Origin of the sequence: Streptomyces sp. SS7 (assembly GCF_037993025.1) — a bacterium.
Lineage (GTDB): Bacteria > Actinomycetota > Actinomycetes > Streptomycetales > Streptomycetaceae > Streptomyces.
This window is the reverse complement of the sequence record NZ_CP141223.1, coordinates 2,274,771-2,289,121: the sequence shown is the minus strand read 5'-3', so window position 1 is coordinate 2,289,121 and position 14,351 is coordinate 2,274,771. Positions and strand designations below refer to the sequence as shown.

Annotated in this window: 9 protein-coding genes; 7 read left to right on the top strand and 2 right to left on the bottom strand. The window is 72.5% G+C overall.

Annotated features, from left to right (window positions below; translation table 11 throughout):
* Positions 1-159: 159 nt before the first annotated feature.
* Positions 160-2,325 (bottom strand): RecQ family ATP-dependent DNA helicase, encoded by a 2,166-nt coding sequence (locus U5640_RS10240; protein WP_340375487.1) that lies wholly within the window; start codon positions 2,323-2,325, stop codon positions 160-162.
* A 481-nt stretch (positions 2,326-2,806) separates the two neighbouring features.
* On the opposite strand from U5640_RS10240, the gene U5640_RS10235 reads away from it, so the two are divergent.
* The 7 genes from U5640_RS10235 to U5640_RS10205 all read left to right on the top strand — a co-directional run bounded on the left by U5640_RS10235 (position 2,807) and on the right by U5640_RS10205 (position 13,758).
* Positions 2,807-4,144, top strand: a complete 1,338-nt coding sequence (locus tag U5640_RS10235) for a DUF4192 domain-containing protein (RefSeq protein WP_340385031.1) — start codon at positions 2,807-2,809, stop codon at positions 4,142-4,144.
* 243 nt (positions 4,145-4,387) lie between these two features.
* Complete coding sequence (locus U5640_RS10230) at positions 4,388-6,478, top strand: glycogen debranching N-terminal domain-containing protein (protein WP_340375486.1); 2,091 nt, start codon at positions 4,388-4,390, stop codon at positions 6,476-6,478.
* Between the two features lie 75 nt (positions 6,479-6,553).
* Complete coding sequence (locus tag U5640_RS10225; protein ID WP_340375485.1) at positions 6,554-7,312, top strand: NUDIX hydrolase; 759 nt, start codon at positions 6,554-6,556, stop codon at positions 7,310-7,312.
* A gap of 143 nt (positions 7,313-7,455) precedes the next feature.
* Positions 7,456-9,609 (top strand): ABC transporter ATP-binding protein, encoded by a 2,154-nt coding sequence (locus U5640_RS10220; RefSeq protein WP_340375484.1) that lies wholly within the window; start codon positions 7,456-7,458, stop codon positions 9,607-9,609.
* 163 nt (positions 9,610-9,772) lie between these two features.
* Entirely contained in the window at positions 9,773-10,660 is an 888-nt protein-coding gene (locus U5640_RS10215; protein ID WP_340375483.1) for an FCD domain-containing protein, read from the top strand.
* A 431-nt stretch (positions 10,661-11,091) separates the two neighbouring features.
* Positions 11,092-12,642, top strand: a complete 1,551-nt coding sequence (locus U5640_RS10210) for an RNA polymerase sigma factor (RefSeq protein WP_340375482.1) — start codon at positions 11,092-11,094, stop codon at positions 12,640-12,642.
* A gap of 189 nt (positions 12,643-12,831) precedes the next feature.
* Entirely contained in the window at positions 12,832-13,758 is a 927-nt protein-coding gene (locus tag U5640_RS10205) for a serine protease (RefSeq protein ID WP_340375481.1), read from the top strand.
* Positions 13,759-13,922: 164 nt separating this feature from the next.
* Here U5640_RS10205 and U5640_RS10200 read toward each other — a convergent pair whose 3' ends face one another.
* A complete protein-coding gene (locus U5640_RS10200; protein ID WP_030790025.1) occupies positions 13,923-14,153 on the bottom strand; it encodes a hypothetical protein in 231 nt (76 codons plus the stop codon).
* Between the last annotated feature and the right edge of the window lie 198 nt (positions 14,154-14,351).

Genomic DNA, 14,351 nt, shown 5'->3' with positions numbered 1-14,351 from the left:
GGAGCGGACCTCAATTCTTCCTGTCGAACTTGGATGCGGCAACGAGCAATTGGGGCCACAGACCGTTATAGGGCAGTGTGTGTCTTATATCCCTACCCAGTGATTCATGGACGGACGCGTGCGACGGCAGTGGACGCCCCTTCCGCACCCGGTGCGTGATCAGCCTTGTACAGCCAGCACCAGAGGCAGCACCGCCTGGGCGCCCGAGCGCCGCAACAGGCGCGCCGCGACCGCCACGGTCCACCCCGTCTCGGTGAAGTCGTCCACGAGCAGGACCGGTCCCGGGGCCTCCGTCAGCGCCGAGGCGAGCGCGGGCGGTACCTCCAGCAGACCGTGGAGGGCCTTGAGGCGTTGGGCGCTGTTGCTGCGCGAGACCGGCGCCGCATCGGCCGCGTACTCCACCGCTCCCAGCAGGGGCAGCCGCCCCACCTCGGCGATCCGCGCTCCCAGCGACTGGATCAGCCGAGGCCGAGTCCGGGAGGCGACGGTGACCACGCCGACCGGGCGCGCGACGGCGTCGGAGGCGCCCGAGGCCCAACCGCCGGGCCCTTTCGCCCAGTCGGCCAGGACGCCCACCACCGCCTTGGCCACGTCGTCCGGTACCGGGCCGTCAGGTGCCTGCGGGGCGAACAGCGGACGGAGCCGATTGCCCCAGCCGATGTCCGAGAGGCGTCCCAGCGCGCGTCCCGGCTGCGCCTGTTCTGCGGCCGGAATGCGCCCCTTGAGATCCATACCGATCGCGGGGAGGCCGGTGGGCCACATCCGCCGCGGTTCGACCTCGACCCCCGCCCGGCCGAGATCCACGCGCGCGGCGTCCAGTGCGGCCGTCGAAGTCTCCGCGGCGTAGCGAGCCCCCGCGCAGTTGTCGCACCGTCCGCACGGCTTGGCGTCCTCGTCGTCGAGCTGACGCTGCAGGAACTCCATCCGGCAGTCGGTCGTCGCCGCGTACCCGCGCATCGCCTCCTGCTCCGCCTCGCGCTGGCGCGCGACCCACGCGTAGCGCTCGGTCTCGTACGTCCACGGCCGGCCGGTCGCGATCCAGCCGCCCTTGACCCGTTTCACCGCGCCGTCCACGTCCAGCACCTTGAGCATGGTCTCCAGCCGGGAGCGGCGCAGCTCCACCAGCGGCTCCAGCGCGGGCAGCGACACGGGCCGCTCCGCGCGCGAGAGGACGTCCAGCGTGCGGCGCACCAGTTCCTCGGAGGGGAAGGCCAGCGACGCGAAGTACTGCCAGATCGCCTCGTCCTCCTTGCCCGGCAGCAGGAGCACCTCGGCGTGCTCGACGCCGCGGCCGGCGCGGCCCACCTGCTGGTAGTAGGCGATGGGGGAGGAGGGGGAACCGAGGTGCACGACGAAGCCCAGGTCGGGTTTGTCGAAGCCCATGCCGAGCGCGGACGTGGCGACCAGGGCCTTGACCTTGTTGGCGAGCAGATCCTCCTCGGCCTGCTGCCGGTCTGCGTTCTCCGTCCGGCCCGTGTACGAGGCGACGACGTGTCCGCGCTGCCGCAGGAACGCGGTGACCTCCTCGGCGGCGGCGACGGTGAGCGTGTAGATGATTCCGGAGCCCGGCAGCGCGTCGAGATGGTCGGCGAGCCAGGCCATCCGGTGCGCCGCGTCGGGGAGCCGCAGCACGCTCAGACTGAGGCTCTCCCGGTCCAGCGGGCCGCGCAGTACCAGGGCGTCCGACAAGCCGCCCGTCCCCAACTGATCGGCGACGTCGGCGGTCACGCGCGCGTTCGCCGTCGCGGTCGTCGCGAGCACCGGGACCCCGGGCGGGAGATCGGTGAGCATCGTCCGCAGCCGGCGGTAGTCCGGCCGGAAGTCGTGCCCCCAGTCGGAGATGCAGTGCGCCTCGTCCACCACGAGCAGGCCGGTCGCGGCCGCCAGTTCCGGCAGCACCTGGTCCCGGAAGTCAGGGTTGTTGAGCCGCTCCGGACTGACCAGCAGTACGTCCACCTCGCCCGAGGCGATCTCGGCCCGGACGGTCTCCCACTCCTCGGTGTTCGCGGAGTTGATGCTGCGTGCGTGGATACCGGCCCTGGCCGCGGCCTCGACCTGGTTGCGCATCAGGGCGAGCAGCGGCGAGACGATCACGGTGGGGCCGGAGCCACGGGCCCGCAGCAGGGAGGTCGCCACGAAGTAGACCGCGGACTTCCCCCATCCCGTCCGCTGCACGACCAGGGCCCGGCGCCGGTCGGCGACCAGCGCCTCGATGGCCCGCCACTGGTCCTCGCGCAGTCTGGCCGCGCCCGGGGTGCCGCCGACGAGGCGGGCGAGGACGGCGTCGGCATCGGCCCGGAGATCCGCGTTGCTCGTGTGCTCCATGCCTCCCATACAACAGGACGGCTCTGACAGACCGCGCCCGAGCGACACCCGGGCTTTGCGTTGATGTGTCCCTGATCGGACTTATCCACAGGTCGAAGCGGAGGATCGTGATCCGCGAGATCGTCGGCTCATGACGAACCACAGCGAAACGACCGGCTCCTTCGAAAACGGTGACATTTCCCGCCGTGCGGAGGTCGACGGGCCCATCCCTCAGGACGGCCGGCCCGCTCACGGCGAGGCGTCCGGGTCCGGTCACGGCCGAGCCTCCGGCCACGGTGACGCCCCTGGCGACGGCGTAGGCCCCGGTCACGGCGACACGACTCCGTACGGCGACACATCCGTGACGGGCGAGGACTGGCCGTACGACGAGCCCCCGTACGACGCGCCCCTGGCGTACATCAGTCACACCCCCTATGACGCGAGCACTCCCTACGACGCGAGCCCCCCGTGCACCGGTGATTCCGCCGCCCACCACGTCACCCTGCGCACCCCGGGCGAACTCGCCGACGCCCTGCCCTACCTGCTCGGCTACCGCCCGGAGGACAGCATCGTGCTGGTCGCCCTCAGCGACCGGGCCGGCCGGGGCCGGTTCGGCGGCCGGGCCAGGCTCGGCATCCCCGCCCAGCCCGCCGACTGGACCGCCGTCGCACGGCAGCTCGCGGAGGGACTGGTGAAGGGAGGCGCCCGCCGAGGCGCCCGCCCGGCCCAGATGGTCGCCTACCTCTGCCAGGACCCGGCGAAGGGTGAGACGGGCCGCGAGGTGATGGCCCGGCTGAAGCCCTTGGCCCAGGCCCTGCGGGTCGCCTGCGGCAGGCTCGGCGCCCCGGTCATCGAGGCGCTCTGCATCTCCGACGGCCGATTCTGGTCCTACTGCTGCCCGCGCGTGGGCTGCTGCCCGGTGGAGGGGACCTCCATGGGCCTGCCCGGCACCTCCGTGCTGGCCGCGGCCGCCACCTACGCCGGGATCCAGGTCCGGGGCACCCTGCGCGAGCTGCGCGCCCGGCTACAGCCCCTGGAGACGGGCGTCGCGCTGGAACAGGAGGTCGCCCTGGACACGGCGAACATCGCGCTGGTCACGAGGATGCTCGACGAGGCGAGCCGTGCGGTGGTGGCCCGGGAGACGATCGAACGGGCAGGACGGCTCATCAGGCGCTTCGCCCAAGCACCCGTCGTCCTGGGCGACGCCGAAGCGGACCGCAGGGACGACGCACTGCTCGGCTGTGACGAGGCCGCCGCCCTGATTCTCGGCCTCCAGGACCGGGTGACCCGCGACCGGGCGGCGGAATGGATGGAAGGGGACGAAGCGCCGCCCGCCCTGCGCCTGTGGCGGGCACTGGCCCGCCGCTGCGTCGGTCCCTTCCGTGAACACGCCGCGGCACCGCTCACCCTCGCCGGCTGGGTCGCCTGGTCCGGCGGCGACGAACTCGAGGCACGCGAGGCCCTCGCCATGGCCCTGGGCGCGGACCCCGACTACCTCTTCGCCCGTCTGCTGCACCAGGCCTGCAACGAGGGACTCGACCCGGAATCGGTACGCCGTTGCCTGCGCTCGGAGCGCGAAGGACGTCGGACCGGCGCACCGACGGCAGGCGAGGTGGACGCCCCGGCCGCCGCCGGGGACGCCAAGCGCGCCGACCGGACCGCACGCGCGCGGCGCGTGCCAGGCGCGAACGCCGGGCGTCTGCGTAAGCCCGGGACGCGTCCCGCCCCCGCCGACAGGGGCGGCTCCCGCCCACCCGCCGTCGGCAAGCCCACCGCACGGCGCCGAGCCTGCCCCGAAGGGGTGCCGGCCGACGGCGACGACACCCAGGGTGAGGGCTGAACCGGAGCGGAGACGTCGACGGCCGTCTCCCGCGTCCCTCCCCGTATGACGGGCCGCCCGCCCCTCCGCCGATCGGCGGCGTCCGCCCGCCAAAGCCGTGACCTGGGCGAGTCCCGCCCCGTTCACCTGAGTGGCGGTAGAGCCGCACCGCGAGGAACCGCCAGCCACCGGCACCCGCATCGCCGGAGTCCGTCACCGGCCACGCCCTGTCCGAGGCGCACAGAGAGCAGAAGAAGCCACCTCATGAACCAGCCGACTCCGCCCTCCACCGCGCGACCCGCCTCGCCTGCTCGAAGGGCGGAGGACACTCCGGGCGCCTTCACCGGCCAGGGCCGCCACAGCCCCGGCAGAACCGTCGGCACCTCGGCGGTTCCGCCGCTCGGAGAACTGCCGTCCACCCACACCGCGATCATCTGCGTCGCCCTGCCGGGCCTCGCCGTCTCCACGGAGCAGGGACAGCTGACCGGTCGCGGACTGGAAGGCTTCTACCGGGCCGGCCGGCGCGTCCTGTCGCGCTGCCAGGTGCGTGTGGCCGGCCGGGAACCGCTCGGAGTGCAGGCCCGGATGGTCTCCGCCGACCGGGCGCACTTCACGGGCACGGTGCGCGTCACGCCGCACGGCGGCCCCGATCCGGACGTCGTCGTCGAGCGGAGCCGCTGCGCGGACGGCACGGAACTGATCACATTGCGCAACGCCTGCGCCCGGCCCCTGCGCGTGCCGGTCGAAGTGGCGCTGGGTACGGACCTCGCCGACATCGGGGCGATCGCGGCCGGTGCCGTGGGCCCGGAACTCCCCGCCCACGTCCGGGACTCCGGCTTGTGCTGGTCGTCCCCGGCAGGCACCTCGCGCGTCACCGCCGACCCGCCACCGGCCGACGCGATCGCCGCCGCGGGACTCCTGCGCTGGGACTTCGAGCTGACCCCGGGTGGCAGCGTCCGCGTGGAACTGAAGGTCCGCCCGGACGGCGCGGGCCCGGCCCGGGCCGTCGGCCGCGCGGCCACGAGTCCACTGGCGCCCGCCCGTGCGACGGGGGACGATCCACGCCTGGCGGCGCTCATGGCCACGAGCGTCGACGATCTCCAGGCCCTGCTGGTCCGCGACCCCGCCCGTCCCGCGGACATCCATCTCGCGGCGGGGGCGCCGTGGCGCTGCGGTCTGGCACCGGCCGAGGCCCTCGCCGCAGCCCGTATGACCCTGCCGCTGGGGACCCGGCTCGCGGTGGGCACCTTGCGCACCCTGGCCCGCACCCAGTGCGCACAGCAGGGACCGCGCCACGGCATGATTCCCGGCCCGCGGCGGGACGCGGGCGCCCATCTGCCGCCGAGCTGCACCGGCACCGAGGCCACCCTGCTCTTCCCGGTACTCCTCGCCGAGGCCCGCCGCTGGGGGCTGCCCGAGCAGGACACGGAGGAACTGCTGCCGAGTGCCGAACGCTGCCTTGCCTGGCTGCGGACCGCCGTGGGGGAGGGGACGTACCTGCGCGACCCCCAGCCCGGCGGGCCCGTCCGCTGCGAGACCCAGGCGCACGCCCATCGGGCGGCCCTGCTCGGCGCCGACCTGCTCGACAGCTGTGGCAGGGCCAGCGCCGACGCCGACTGGCTGCGGGAGTGGGCGCGGAGATTGCGGGCGGTCTTCCGGCGGGACTTCTGGCTCGACGACCGAGCCGCCGGCAGACCCCCGGCCGCGCTCACCCCGGACGGGCGCCCGGTGCCCCAGCTCGGTGCCGCGGCGGTCCACCTCCTCGACACCGGCCTGCTCGGAGGCGGTGTCATGGCTGCGGGACTCCTCGACAAGGTGCAGACCGAGAGCCTGGCCCGGCTGCTCGGCGGCCCCGCACTCGACTCGGGCTGGGGCCTGCGCAGCCTGAGCGCCAAGGAGGCGGGCCACAACCCGTTCGGCCACCGCGGCGGCGCCGTCCGGGTCCACGAGACGGCGATCGCCGTCGCCGGTCTGGCCGCCGCCGGCTACGAGAAGGAGGCGGGTGGGCTGCTGGGCGGGGTGCTGGCAGCGGCCGAGGCCTTCGGGTACCGCCTCCCGGAGATGTACGCCGGGGAGCAGCGCACCGAAGGGAGCCTCCCCGTGCCCCACCCGGCCGCCTGCCGTCCGGCCGCCACCTCGGCCGCCGCCGGGATCCTGCTGCTGACCACTGCGGTCGGCATCCGGCCCGACGCACCCGCCGGTACGGTCACGCTGCGCCCCCAGCGCAGCGCACCCCTGGGCGAGATCGGTCTGACCGGACTGCGGGTCGCGGGCGAGCCCTTCTCCGTACGGGTGAGCCGACTCGGTCTCGCCATGGTCGAGGAGGCGGCGGAAGGACTGCAATGGGGAGTGTGACCTCGGACGACGAGGGACGGGACAGCGCCCGGCGAAGTGTGTGTTTATCGTCAGGGAGACGACTATGATCGCCGCATGCCCTACGACCCGTCAGCCTTTCCGCCCTTTGCCGTCACAGTGGATCTGGTCGTACTGACCGTGCGCCGTCATGCCCTGTGCGCACTGGCGGTACGCCGCGGCGAGTCGCCGTTCCAGGGCAGATGGGCCCTCCCCGGCGGCTTTGTACGGGCCGACGAGGACCTCACCCGGGCGGCCGCGCGGGAGCTGGAGGAGGAGACCGGACTGCTGGCCCACGACCCCGACGCCCCGGCCCAGGGCAACGGCGCCCACCTCGAACAGCTCGCCACCTACGGCGACCCCGAGCGCGACCCCCGGATGCGTGTCGTCAGCGTCGCCCACCTCGCGCTCGCCCCCGACCTGCCCGCCCCCCGGGCCGGCGGCGACGCGAGCAACGCGCGCTGGGCGCCGGTCGAGGAACTGCTCCAACAGGGTGGTTACGGACGGGACGGCGAACCCGTCGCGCCCCTCGCCTTCGACCACGCCCGGATCCTCGCGGACGGGGTGGAGCGGGCCCGCTCCAAGATCGAGTACTCCTCCCTGGCGACCGCGTTCTGTCCCACCGAGTTCACGGTCGGCGAGCTGCGCCGGGTCTACGAGGCGGTCTGGGGCGTGGCCCTCGACCCGCGCAACTTCCACCGCAAGGTCACCGGCACCCCCGGCTTCCTGGTCCCCACCGGCGGCACCACCACGCGCCAGGGCGGCCGCCCGGCCCAGCTGTTCCGCGCCGGGGGCGCGACGCTGCTCAACCCGCCGATGCTGCGTCCCGAGGTGTGACACCGGAACTCCGCAACTGCGCGCCGTAGCAAGGGAGTCGGTGCCAACGCCGAGGGGAGGCGGGTCGGACGTGTCCACACGGCCCGCCCCGTCGGCCATGCTGTGTCCGGAAAAACCTCATATGGCGCGCTATCTTCCTGAAGGTGATCCAGGCCTTCGGATTGACCAGTGACTCCCGCAAGGAGCTTCCAGCCGCCGTCGACGACGTCTCCTTCGAGGCAGGTGCGGGCCGCGTCACCGTGCTGCTCGGGGCGCCGGGTGCGGGAAAAAGCACGACGCTCAGACTCATGCTCGAACTCCAACAGGGCCGTGGTCTCACCTATTTCAGAGGCCGCCCGCTGCACCGCATCGCCCATCCCTGCCGCGAGGTCGGAGTCCTGCTCGGCGATGTGCCCGGGCACCCGGCCCGCACCGTCCGCGGTCATCTGCGGATGCTCTGCGCAGCCGCCGGGGTTCCGGTCCGTCGCGCCGACGAAGTGCTGGAGGTGGTCGGCCTGATCAGCCTGCGGGACGAGCGCCTCGGCACCCTGTCCCGGGGCATGGACCGGCGGCTGGGGCTCGCCTGCGCCCTCCTCGCGGACCCGCACACCCTCGTGCTCGACGAACCGGCCGAGGGGCTCTCCGGCCGCGAAGACCGTTGGCTGCACGGCATGGTGCGTGCGCACGCGGCCCACGGCGGCACGGTGCTGATGACCACGGCCGACCCCAAGGCGGCCGTCCGTACGGCCGACCGGGTCGTCACCCTCGAACAGGGCAGGCTCGTCGCCGACCAGGACGTCGCCGACTTCGCCCGCACCCGGCTGCGCCCCCGGGTGGCTGTACGCAGCCCGCACGCCGCCCGCCTGGCCGCCCTGCTCACCAAGGAGGCGCGCACCGGGCACCGCTCCGTCGAAGTCGTCCAGGAGGACGGCAACCGGCTCTGCGTGTACGGCAGTACCTGCGCAGAGGTCGGCGAGGCGGCGTTCCGGCACGGCATCCTCGTCCACCAACTCGCCGACGAGACCGGAGACATGGGCCCGGGCGCCGTGCCCGAGCCGCGCCCGTCCGGCGCTGGGGGCTCTGCCGTCGTACGCGGGAAGAGCGCCGTGGGTGAGCATCGTGCCGTACGGGAGGAGGGCGGCGTAGCGACCGAGGACGGCGCAGAGGCGGAAAGCGGCGGAGAGACGGAGGGTGCAGACCCGGCCTCAGCCTCAGCCGCGGCGTCGGCCCCGGTCCCGGCGTCGGCCCCGGTCCCGGCGTCGGCCCCTGCCCCGGCGTTGGCCCCCGCCCCGGGTCCGGACGACGCAACGGCTCCCGAACGCGCCACCAGGCCCGAACTCCTGCCTCTGACGTTGGCGGTCGCCGAGCAACTGACCTTCCCCGAGCCGCCCTCCGACCCCGCGGGAGACGGACCCCGGGCGCCGAAGCGGTCCGGTCTCACCCTGCGAGGCAGACGCCGAGACCGCTCCCGGGCGTCACGCTTCGCCACCCTGCCGGGAAACCTCGACTCCGCGTCGGCCCTGCCGCCCCCGATCTCGGTCCGCTCCGCCCCCAGCCCGCTGCGCCCCCTCCGCTACGAACTCCGCCGTGCCGCCGGAATCGGCACCGGCTTCCTGACCGGCGCCGCCGTGCTCCTCTCGTCCGCCGCCATCGCCGTACTCCTGGCCCGTGCGGGACACACGTCGCAGGCGCGGCTGCTCGCGGCGTGGCCCGTGGAGCTGCCGCTGCCGCCGGCGGCGCTCGGTGCCGGGCTGCTCGGCGCGCTCGCCTTCGGGGACGAGTTCCGCCACCCCGCCCTGGCCGCAGACCGCGGCACCGTCCCCCGCAGGCTCGGACTGCTCGGCGCCAAGCTCCTCGTCGCCGGGCTCACCGCGCTGATGCTCGCCTTCCTCACCGTGGGCTGCGACGCCGAGATGCTCTATCTCCTCTACGGCCGGGAGCTTGCGAAGGTTCCCACCGAGTGGGTCTCGCTGAGTGCGAGTTGGCTGGCCCTCGTGGTCGGCTGCGCCTGGGCCGGCGTCCTCGCGGCCGGTGTCTTCCGGTCGACCACGGCCGGACTCGCCGCCGTGCTGGCCGTACCGGTCGCCGTGGTACCCGTCGCACAGAGGGCCGCCGAGCACGCGTCCGTGCGGACCGCGGCAGGCTTCTCGCTGAGATTGCGCGAGGTGCTGCTCGTCCAGTGGCCCTTCGGGGGAGAGCGCTATCTGTTCGCGGCACTGCGCGTGATCGGCCAACCCGTGGGCGGCGCAATGGCATTGTCCCTCGCCGCACTCCTGGGCGCGTATGTGCTGGTGAACCTGCGGAGCAGGGTCCGATGACGGCTGTTGTGCACTCTTCCTGTCATGGCGTGTGCACAACTACCCAGAGAACGCCCGTTTCTTTCCGATAAGGCGTCAATTGCGACGGGGTGAGCGATCACCCTTTCGTGTGCTTTTCACCAAAGACCTCAAGGCAGTTGGAGGCGGCGCCGACAAATGATGCGTGAGTACCCTTGCGCACACCATGATGACCACCGCCCGCTCCGCCGACTCCGGTCTGGCCGGCCCGGGCGAACTCGACCGCTACCCCTACGCCGACGCTCCGGTGGCCGACCGCGTGGGAACCCCCGTCTGGGAGGGCGCGGACCCCGAGCTGGGCCGCGTGGGCCGGCGCAGCGCGGGCAGTCGCGGACGCGGGCTGCACGGCCAACTCGTCCAGCAGCTGGGCCAGATGATCGTCTCCGGTGACCTCGGCGCCGACCGTCCGCTGGTGCCCGAGGAAATCGGCCAGCGCTTCGAGGTGTCCCGCACCGTCGTCCGGGAGTCGCTGCGCGTGCTGGAGGCCAAGGGCCTGGTGAGCGCCCGACCGAACGTCGGCACGCGCGTGCGTCCCGTCAGCGACTGGAACCTGCTCGACCCGGACATCATCGAGTGGCGGGCCTTCGGACCGCAGCGCGACGACCAGCGGCGGGAGCTGAGCGAGCTGCGCTGGACCATCGAGCCGCTCGCCGCCCGTCTCGCCGCCGGGCACGGACGCGACGACGTCCAGCAGCGGCTGGGCGACATGGTCGAGATCATGGGACATGCGATGGGTCAGGGTGACGCGCTCACCTACTCCCGGGCCGACACCGAGTTCCACACCTTGCTCATCCAGGTCGCCGGCAACCGCATGCTGGAGCACCTCTCGGGGATCGTCTCGGCCGCCCTGCAGGTGTCCGGAGGTCCGGTCACGGGCTGCGACCGGCCGACCGAGGCGTCCCTGGCGCACCATGCCAGGATCGTCGACGCGCTGGCCGCGGCCGACGGCGGCGCGGCCGAGGCGGCCATGCGCCAGCTCCTCACCGTGCACCCCGAGGTGGAGCGCGTCGTGCCGGCGCCGCGCGAGCACTGACGGCCCGCCGCGGGAAGTGCGACCGGGGATGGTCGTCCCCTTCCGCCCTCCTCGGCCGGCTCCCCGCCCTCGGTGTCGGACCCCGCAGAACCCCGTCCTGGGGCCGCGGGGTCCGACGGTGCGACCGGGATCGGGGTGGATCGCGGCAACCTGGGTACGTACTACGGGTGACCACCTCTGCCCGTGTCTGGCCGTTTTTGAGTGCTTACGCGGTGTGACTCGGGCCACGAAGATTGGGCGTAACGCTTGTGGAAACAACGCGATGACCTAAGAGGTGGCAGCCGAGGAGGGAATACGGACGCCGTTCAAGGCGCTGTGCATCTTCCCGGCCCCCCGCCCGCACCGTCGGTCCACCCCCAAGGCCGATGGTCGGCTCCTGTCCGCCGTGGACGGGGCCGGAAGCCGTTTTCCAACGTTCCGAGAGGTTGTTCGTGTCGGCCAGCACATCCCGTACGCTCCCGCCGGAGATCGCCGAGTCCGTCTCTGTCATGGCGCTCATTGAGCGGGGAAAGGCTGAGGGGCAGATCGCCGGCGACGATGTGCGTCGGGCCTTCGAAGCTGACCAGATTCCGGCCACTCAGTGGAAGAACGTACTGCGCAGCCTCAACCAGATCCTCGAGGAAGAGGGTGTGACGCTGATGGTCAGTGCCGCGGAGCCCAAGCGCACACGAAAGAGCGTCGCAGCGAAGAGTCCGGCCAAGCGCACCGCCACCAAGACGGTCGCGGCGAAGACGGTGACCACGAGGAAGGCCACCGCCACCACCGCCGCCGCTCCGGCCGCACCCGCCGTGGACGACCCCGCAGAGGAAGCCGCCCCCGCCAGGAGGGCGGCCGCCAAGAAGGCCGTGCCCGCCAAGAAGGCGGCGCCCGCCAAGAAGACCGTGGCCACCAAGAAGACGGCGGCCGCGAAGAAGACCACCGCCAAGAAGGACGACGCCGAGCTGCTCGAGGACGAGGTTCTCGAGGACGCCCCCAAGGGCGGCGACGAGCCCGAGGGCGCCGAGAGCGCCGGCTTCGTACTCTCCGACGAGGACGAGGACGACGCGCCCGCCCAGCAGGTCGCGGCCGCCGGTGCCACCGCCGACCCCGTCAAGGACTATCTCAAGCAGATCGGCAAGGTCCCCCTGCTCAACGCCGAGCAGGAGGTCGAGCTCGCCAAGCGCATCGAGGCCGGTCTGTTCGCCGAGGACAAGCTGGCCAACGCCGACAAGCTCGCCCCGAAACTCAAGCGCGAGCTGGAGATCATCGCCGAGGACGGCCGCCGCGCCAAGAACCACCTGCTGGAGGCCAACCTCCGCCTCGTGGTCTCCCTGGCCAAGCGGTACACCGGCCGCGGCATGCTCTTCCTGGACCTCATCCAGGAGGGCAACCTCGGTCTCATCCGTGCGGTGGAGAAGTTCGACTACACCAAGGGCTACAAGTTCTCCACGTACGCCACCTGGTGGATCCGTCAGGCGATCACCCGCGCCATGGCAGACCAGGCGCGCACCATCCGTATCCCGGTGCACATGGTCGAGGTCATCAACAAGCTCGCACGCGTGCAGCGCCAGATGCTCCAGGACCTGGGCCGCGAGCCCACCCCGGAGGAGCTGGCCAAGGAACTCGACATGACCCCGGAGAAGGTCATCGAGGTCCAGAAGTACGGCCGCGAGCCGATCTCGCTGCACACCCCGCTCGGTGAGGACGGCGACAGCGAGTTCGGTGACCTCATCGAGGACTCCGAGGCCGTCGTCCCGGCCGACGCCGTCAGCTTCACGCTCCTCCAGGAGCAGCTGCACTCGGTCCTCGACACCCTGTCCGAGCGCGAGGCGGGCGTCGTCTCGATGCGCTTCGGTCTCACCGACGGTCAGCCGAAGACCCTCGACGAGATCGGCAAGGTGTACGGCGTGACGCGTGAGCGCATCCGCCAGATCGAGTCCAAGACCATGTCGAAGCTGCGCCACCCGTCGCGTTCCCAGGTCCTGCGCGACTACCTCGACTAGGCCACAGACCAGGCCGGATCGCTCGCGCGACCGCAGGTCGCGTCCGTCCGGCGACGAAGGCCCGGCTCCCCTCGGGGGGCCGGGCCTTCGGTCCGCGCGGAGGGTCTTCGGCGTGGCTGCGCGGTCGCGGGGTGTCGTGCACTGGATCACTCTGGGTGTTCATCGATCACTTCGGAGTGAGGAGTGTGCATGCGTCGTCGCTTTGTCCGGGCGCTGGCCCGGCCATTGGCACTGGCGGCCACCGCGGTGGCCATACCGTTGCTGTCCGCCGCCCCCGCGGCCTCCGACGTCGTCCTGGGCGGATATCCCGTCGAAGCCGCCCAGAGCCCGTGGACGGTCGCGCTGTCCAGCCGTGACCGGTTCGGACGTATGAGGTCGGGACAGTTCTGCGCCGGTGTGGTGGTGGACCCCACGACGGTGCTCACGGCGGCCCACTGCATGGCCGAGGACGTCCTGGGGGCGCCGCCGGAGCGGGCGCGCGATCTGAAGGTCATCACGGGCCGTACGGATCTCTACACGGACGAGGGGCGGGAGATCGCCGTCCGGGAGACCTGGGTGAACCCTGCCTACGACAGTGCCACCAACGCAGGCGACTTCGCCGTGCTCACCCTCGCCGAGCCCCTGCCCAGGGCTGCGGCCATCGGGTTGGCCGGACCGGGCGACGCTGCGTACCGGGTCGGCACGGAGGCTCTGATCACCGGCTGGGGGGACACCACCGGGTTCGGCGCCTATCCCCGCCGACTGCGGGCCGCCCATGTCCGTGTGCTGGCCGACGCGCTCTGCGAGCGGGCGTACCCGGGCTCCGCCGACGGCAAGTACCTCTCGGCGAGCATGGTGTGCGCCGGTGACGAGCGGGGCGGGCGGGACGCCTGCCAGGGGGACAGTGGCGGGCCGCTGGTCGCACAGGGCCGGCTGATCGGGCTGGTGTCCTGGGGCAGCGGTTGCGGGAGGCCGGAAAGTCCGGGGGTCTACACCCGCGTCTCCGAGATCGTCCGGGCGATGGGGCCGGCCCGGGCGCCCAAGGGGCACGGGTCCGTCAAGGGGCACGGGACCCACGAGGCGCAAAGGCCGGCCAAGAGGCACGGGCCGCGCGAGGGGACCGGAAAGGCCCTCTGACGACGTCTGAGCCGGTTCTCCTCGCCTCTGCCGCGGCGCGGCGCCGCCCGGGAAGCCTGTAGGGCGGACCAGGAAGCACGAGAGCGGGCGGCCGCCCCTGTTTCCAGGGGCTGCCGCCCGTGTACCGGCCTGTGCCGATAGTGGCTCGTCGTGGACGCGTCGGATCAGCGCTCTTCTTCGGAGGCGGATGCGGGAACGGTCGTCAGCCGCTCCGTCTCGTCCTGTATTTCAGCGGCGATCTTCTTGAGTTCCGGCTCGAACTTGCGGCCGTGGTGGGCGCAGAAGAGCAGTTCTCCGCCGCTGAGCAGGACCACGCGCACGTACGCCTGGGCGCCGCAGCGGTCGCAGCGGTCAGCGGCCGTCAGCGGGCTCGCGGGGGTCAGAACAGTAGTCACGTCGCCTCTTCTCTAGCTCGACGAGCTGTCGTACCAGGGTCAACATCCAACCAGCCCCAAAACGTTCCCGCTCGTGGCTTCTCCTCGAAAAAAATCTTCGAGGCGGCCGTCTGCTGCCGGTTTGGCGGCGAATGTGCCGTATTGCGTCTCGGTGGTGCTTACGGTTTCGCGCTGTCGGTCATGGTCTCGATCCTCCCC

Coding starts and splice junctions, on each gene's coding strand:
- U5640_RS10230 (WP_340375486.1), top strand. CDS start 4,388: ATGAACCAGCCGACTCCGCCCTCCACCGCGCGACCCGCCTCGCCTGCT.
- U5640_RS10240 (WP_340375487.1), bottom strand. CDS start 2,325: ATGGAGCACACGAGCAACGCGGATCTCCGGGCCGATGCCGACGCCGTC.
- U5640_RS10225 (WP_340375485.1), top strand. CDS start 6,554: ATGCCCTACGACCCGTCAGCCTTTCCGCCCTTTGCCGTCACAGTGGAT.
- U5640_RS10205 (WP_340375481.1), top strand. CDS start 12,832: ATGCGTCGTCGCTTTGTCCGGGCGCTGGCCCGGCCATTGGCACTGGCG.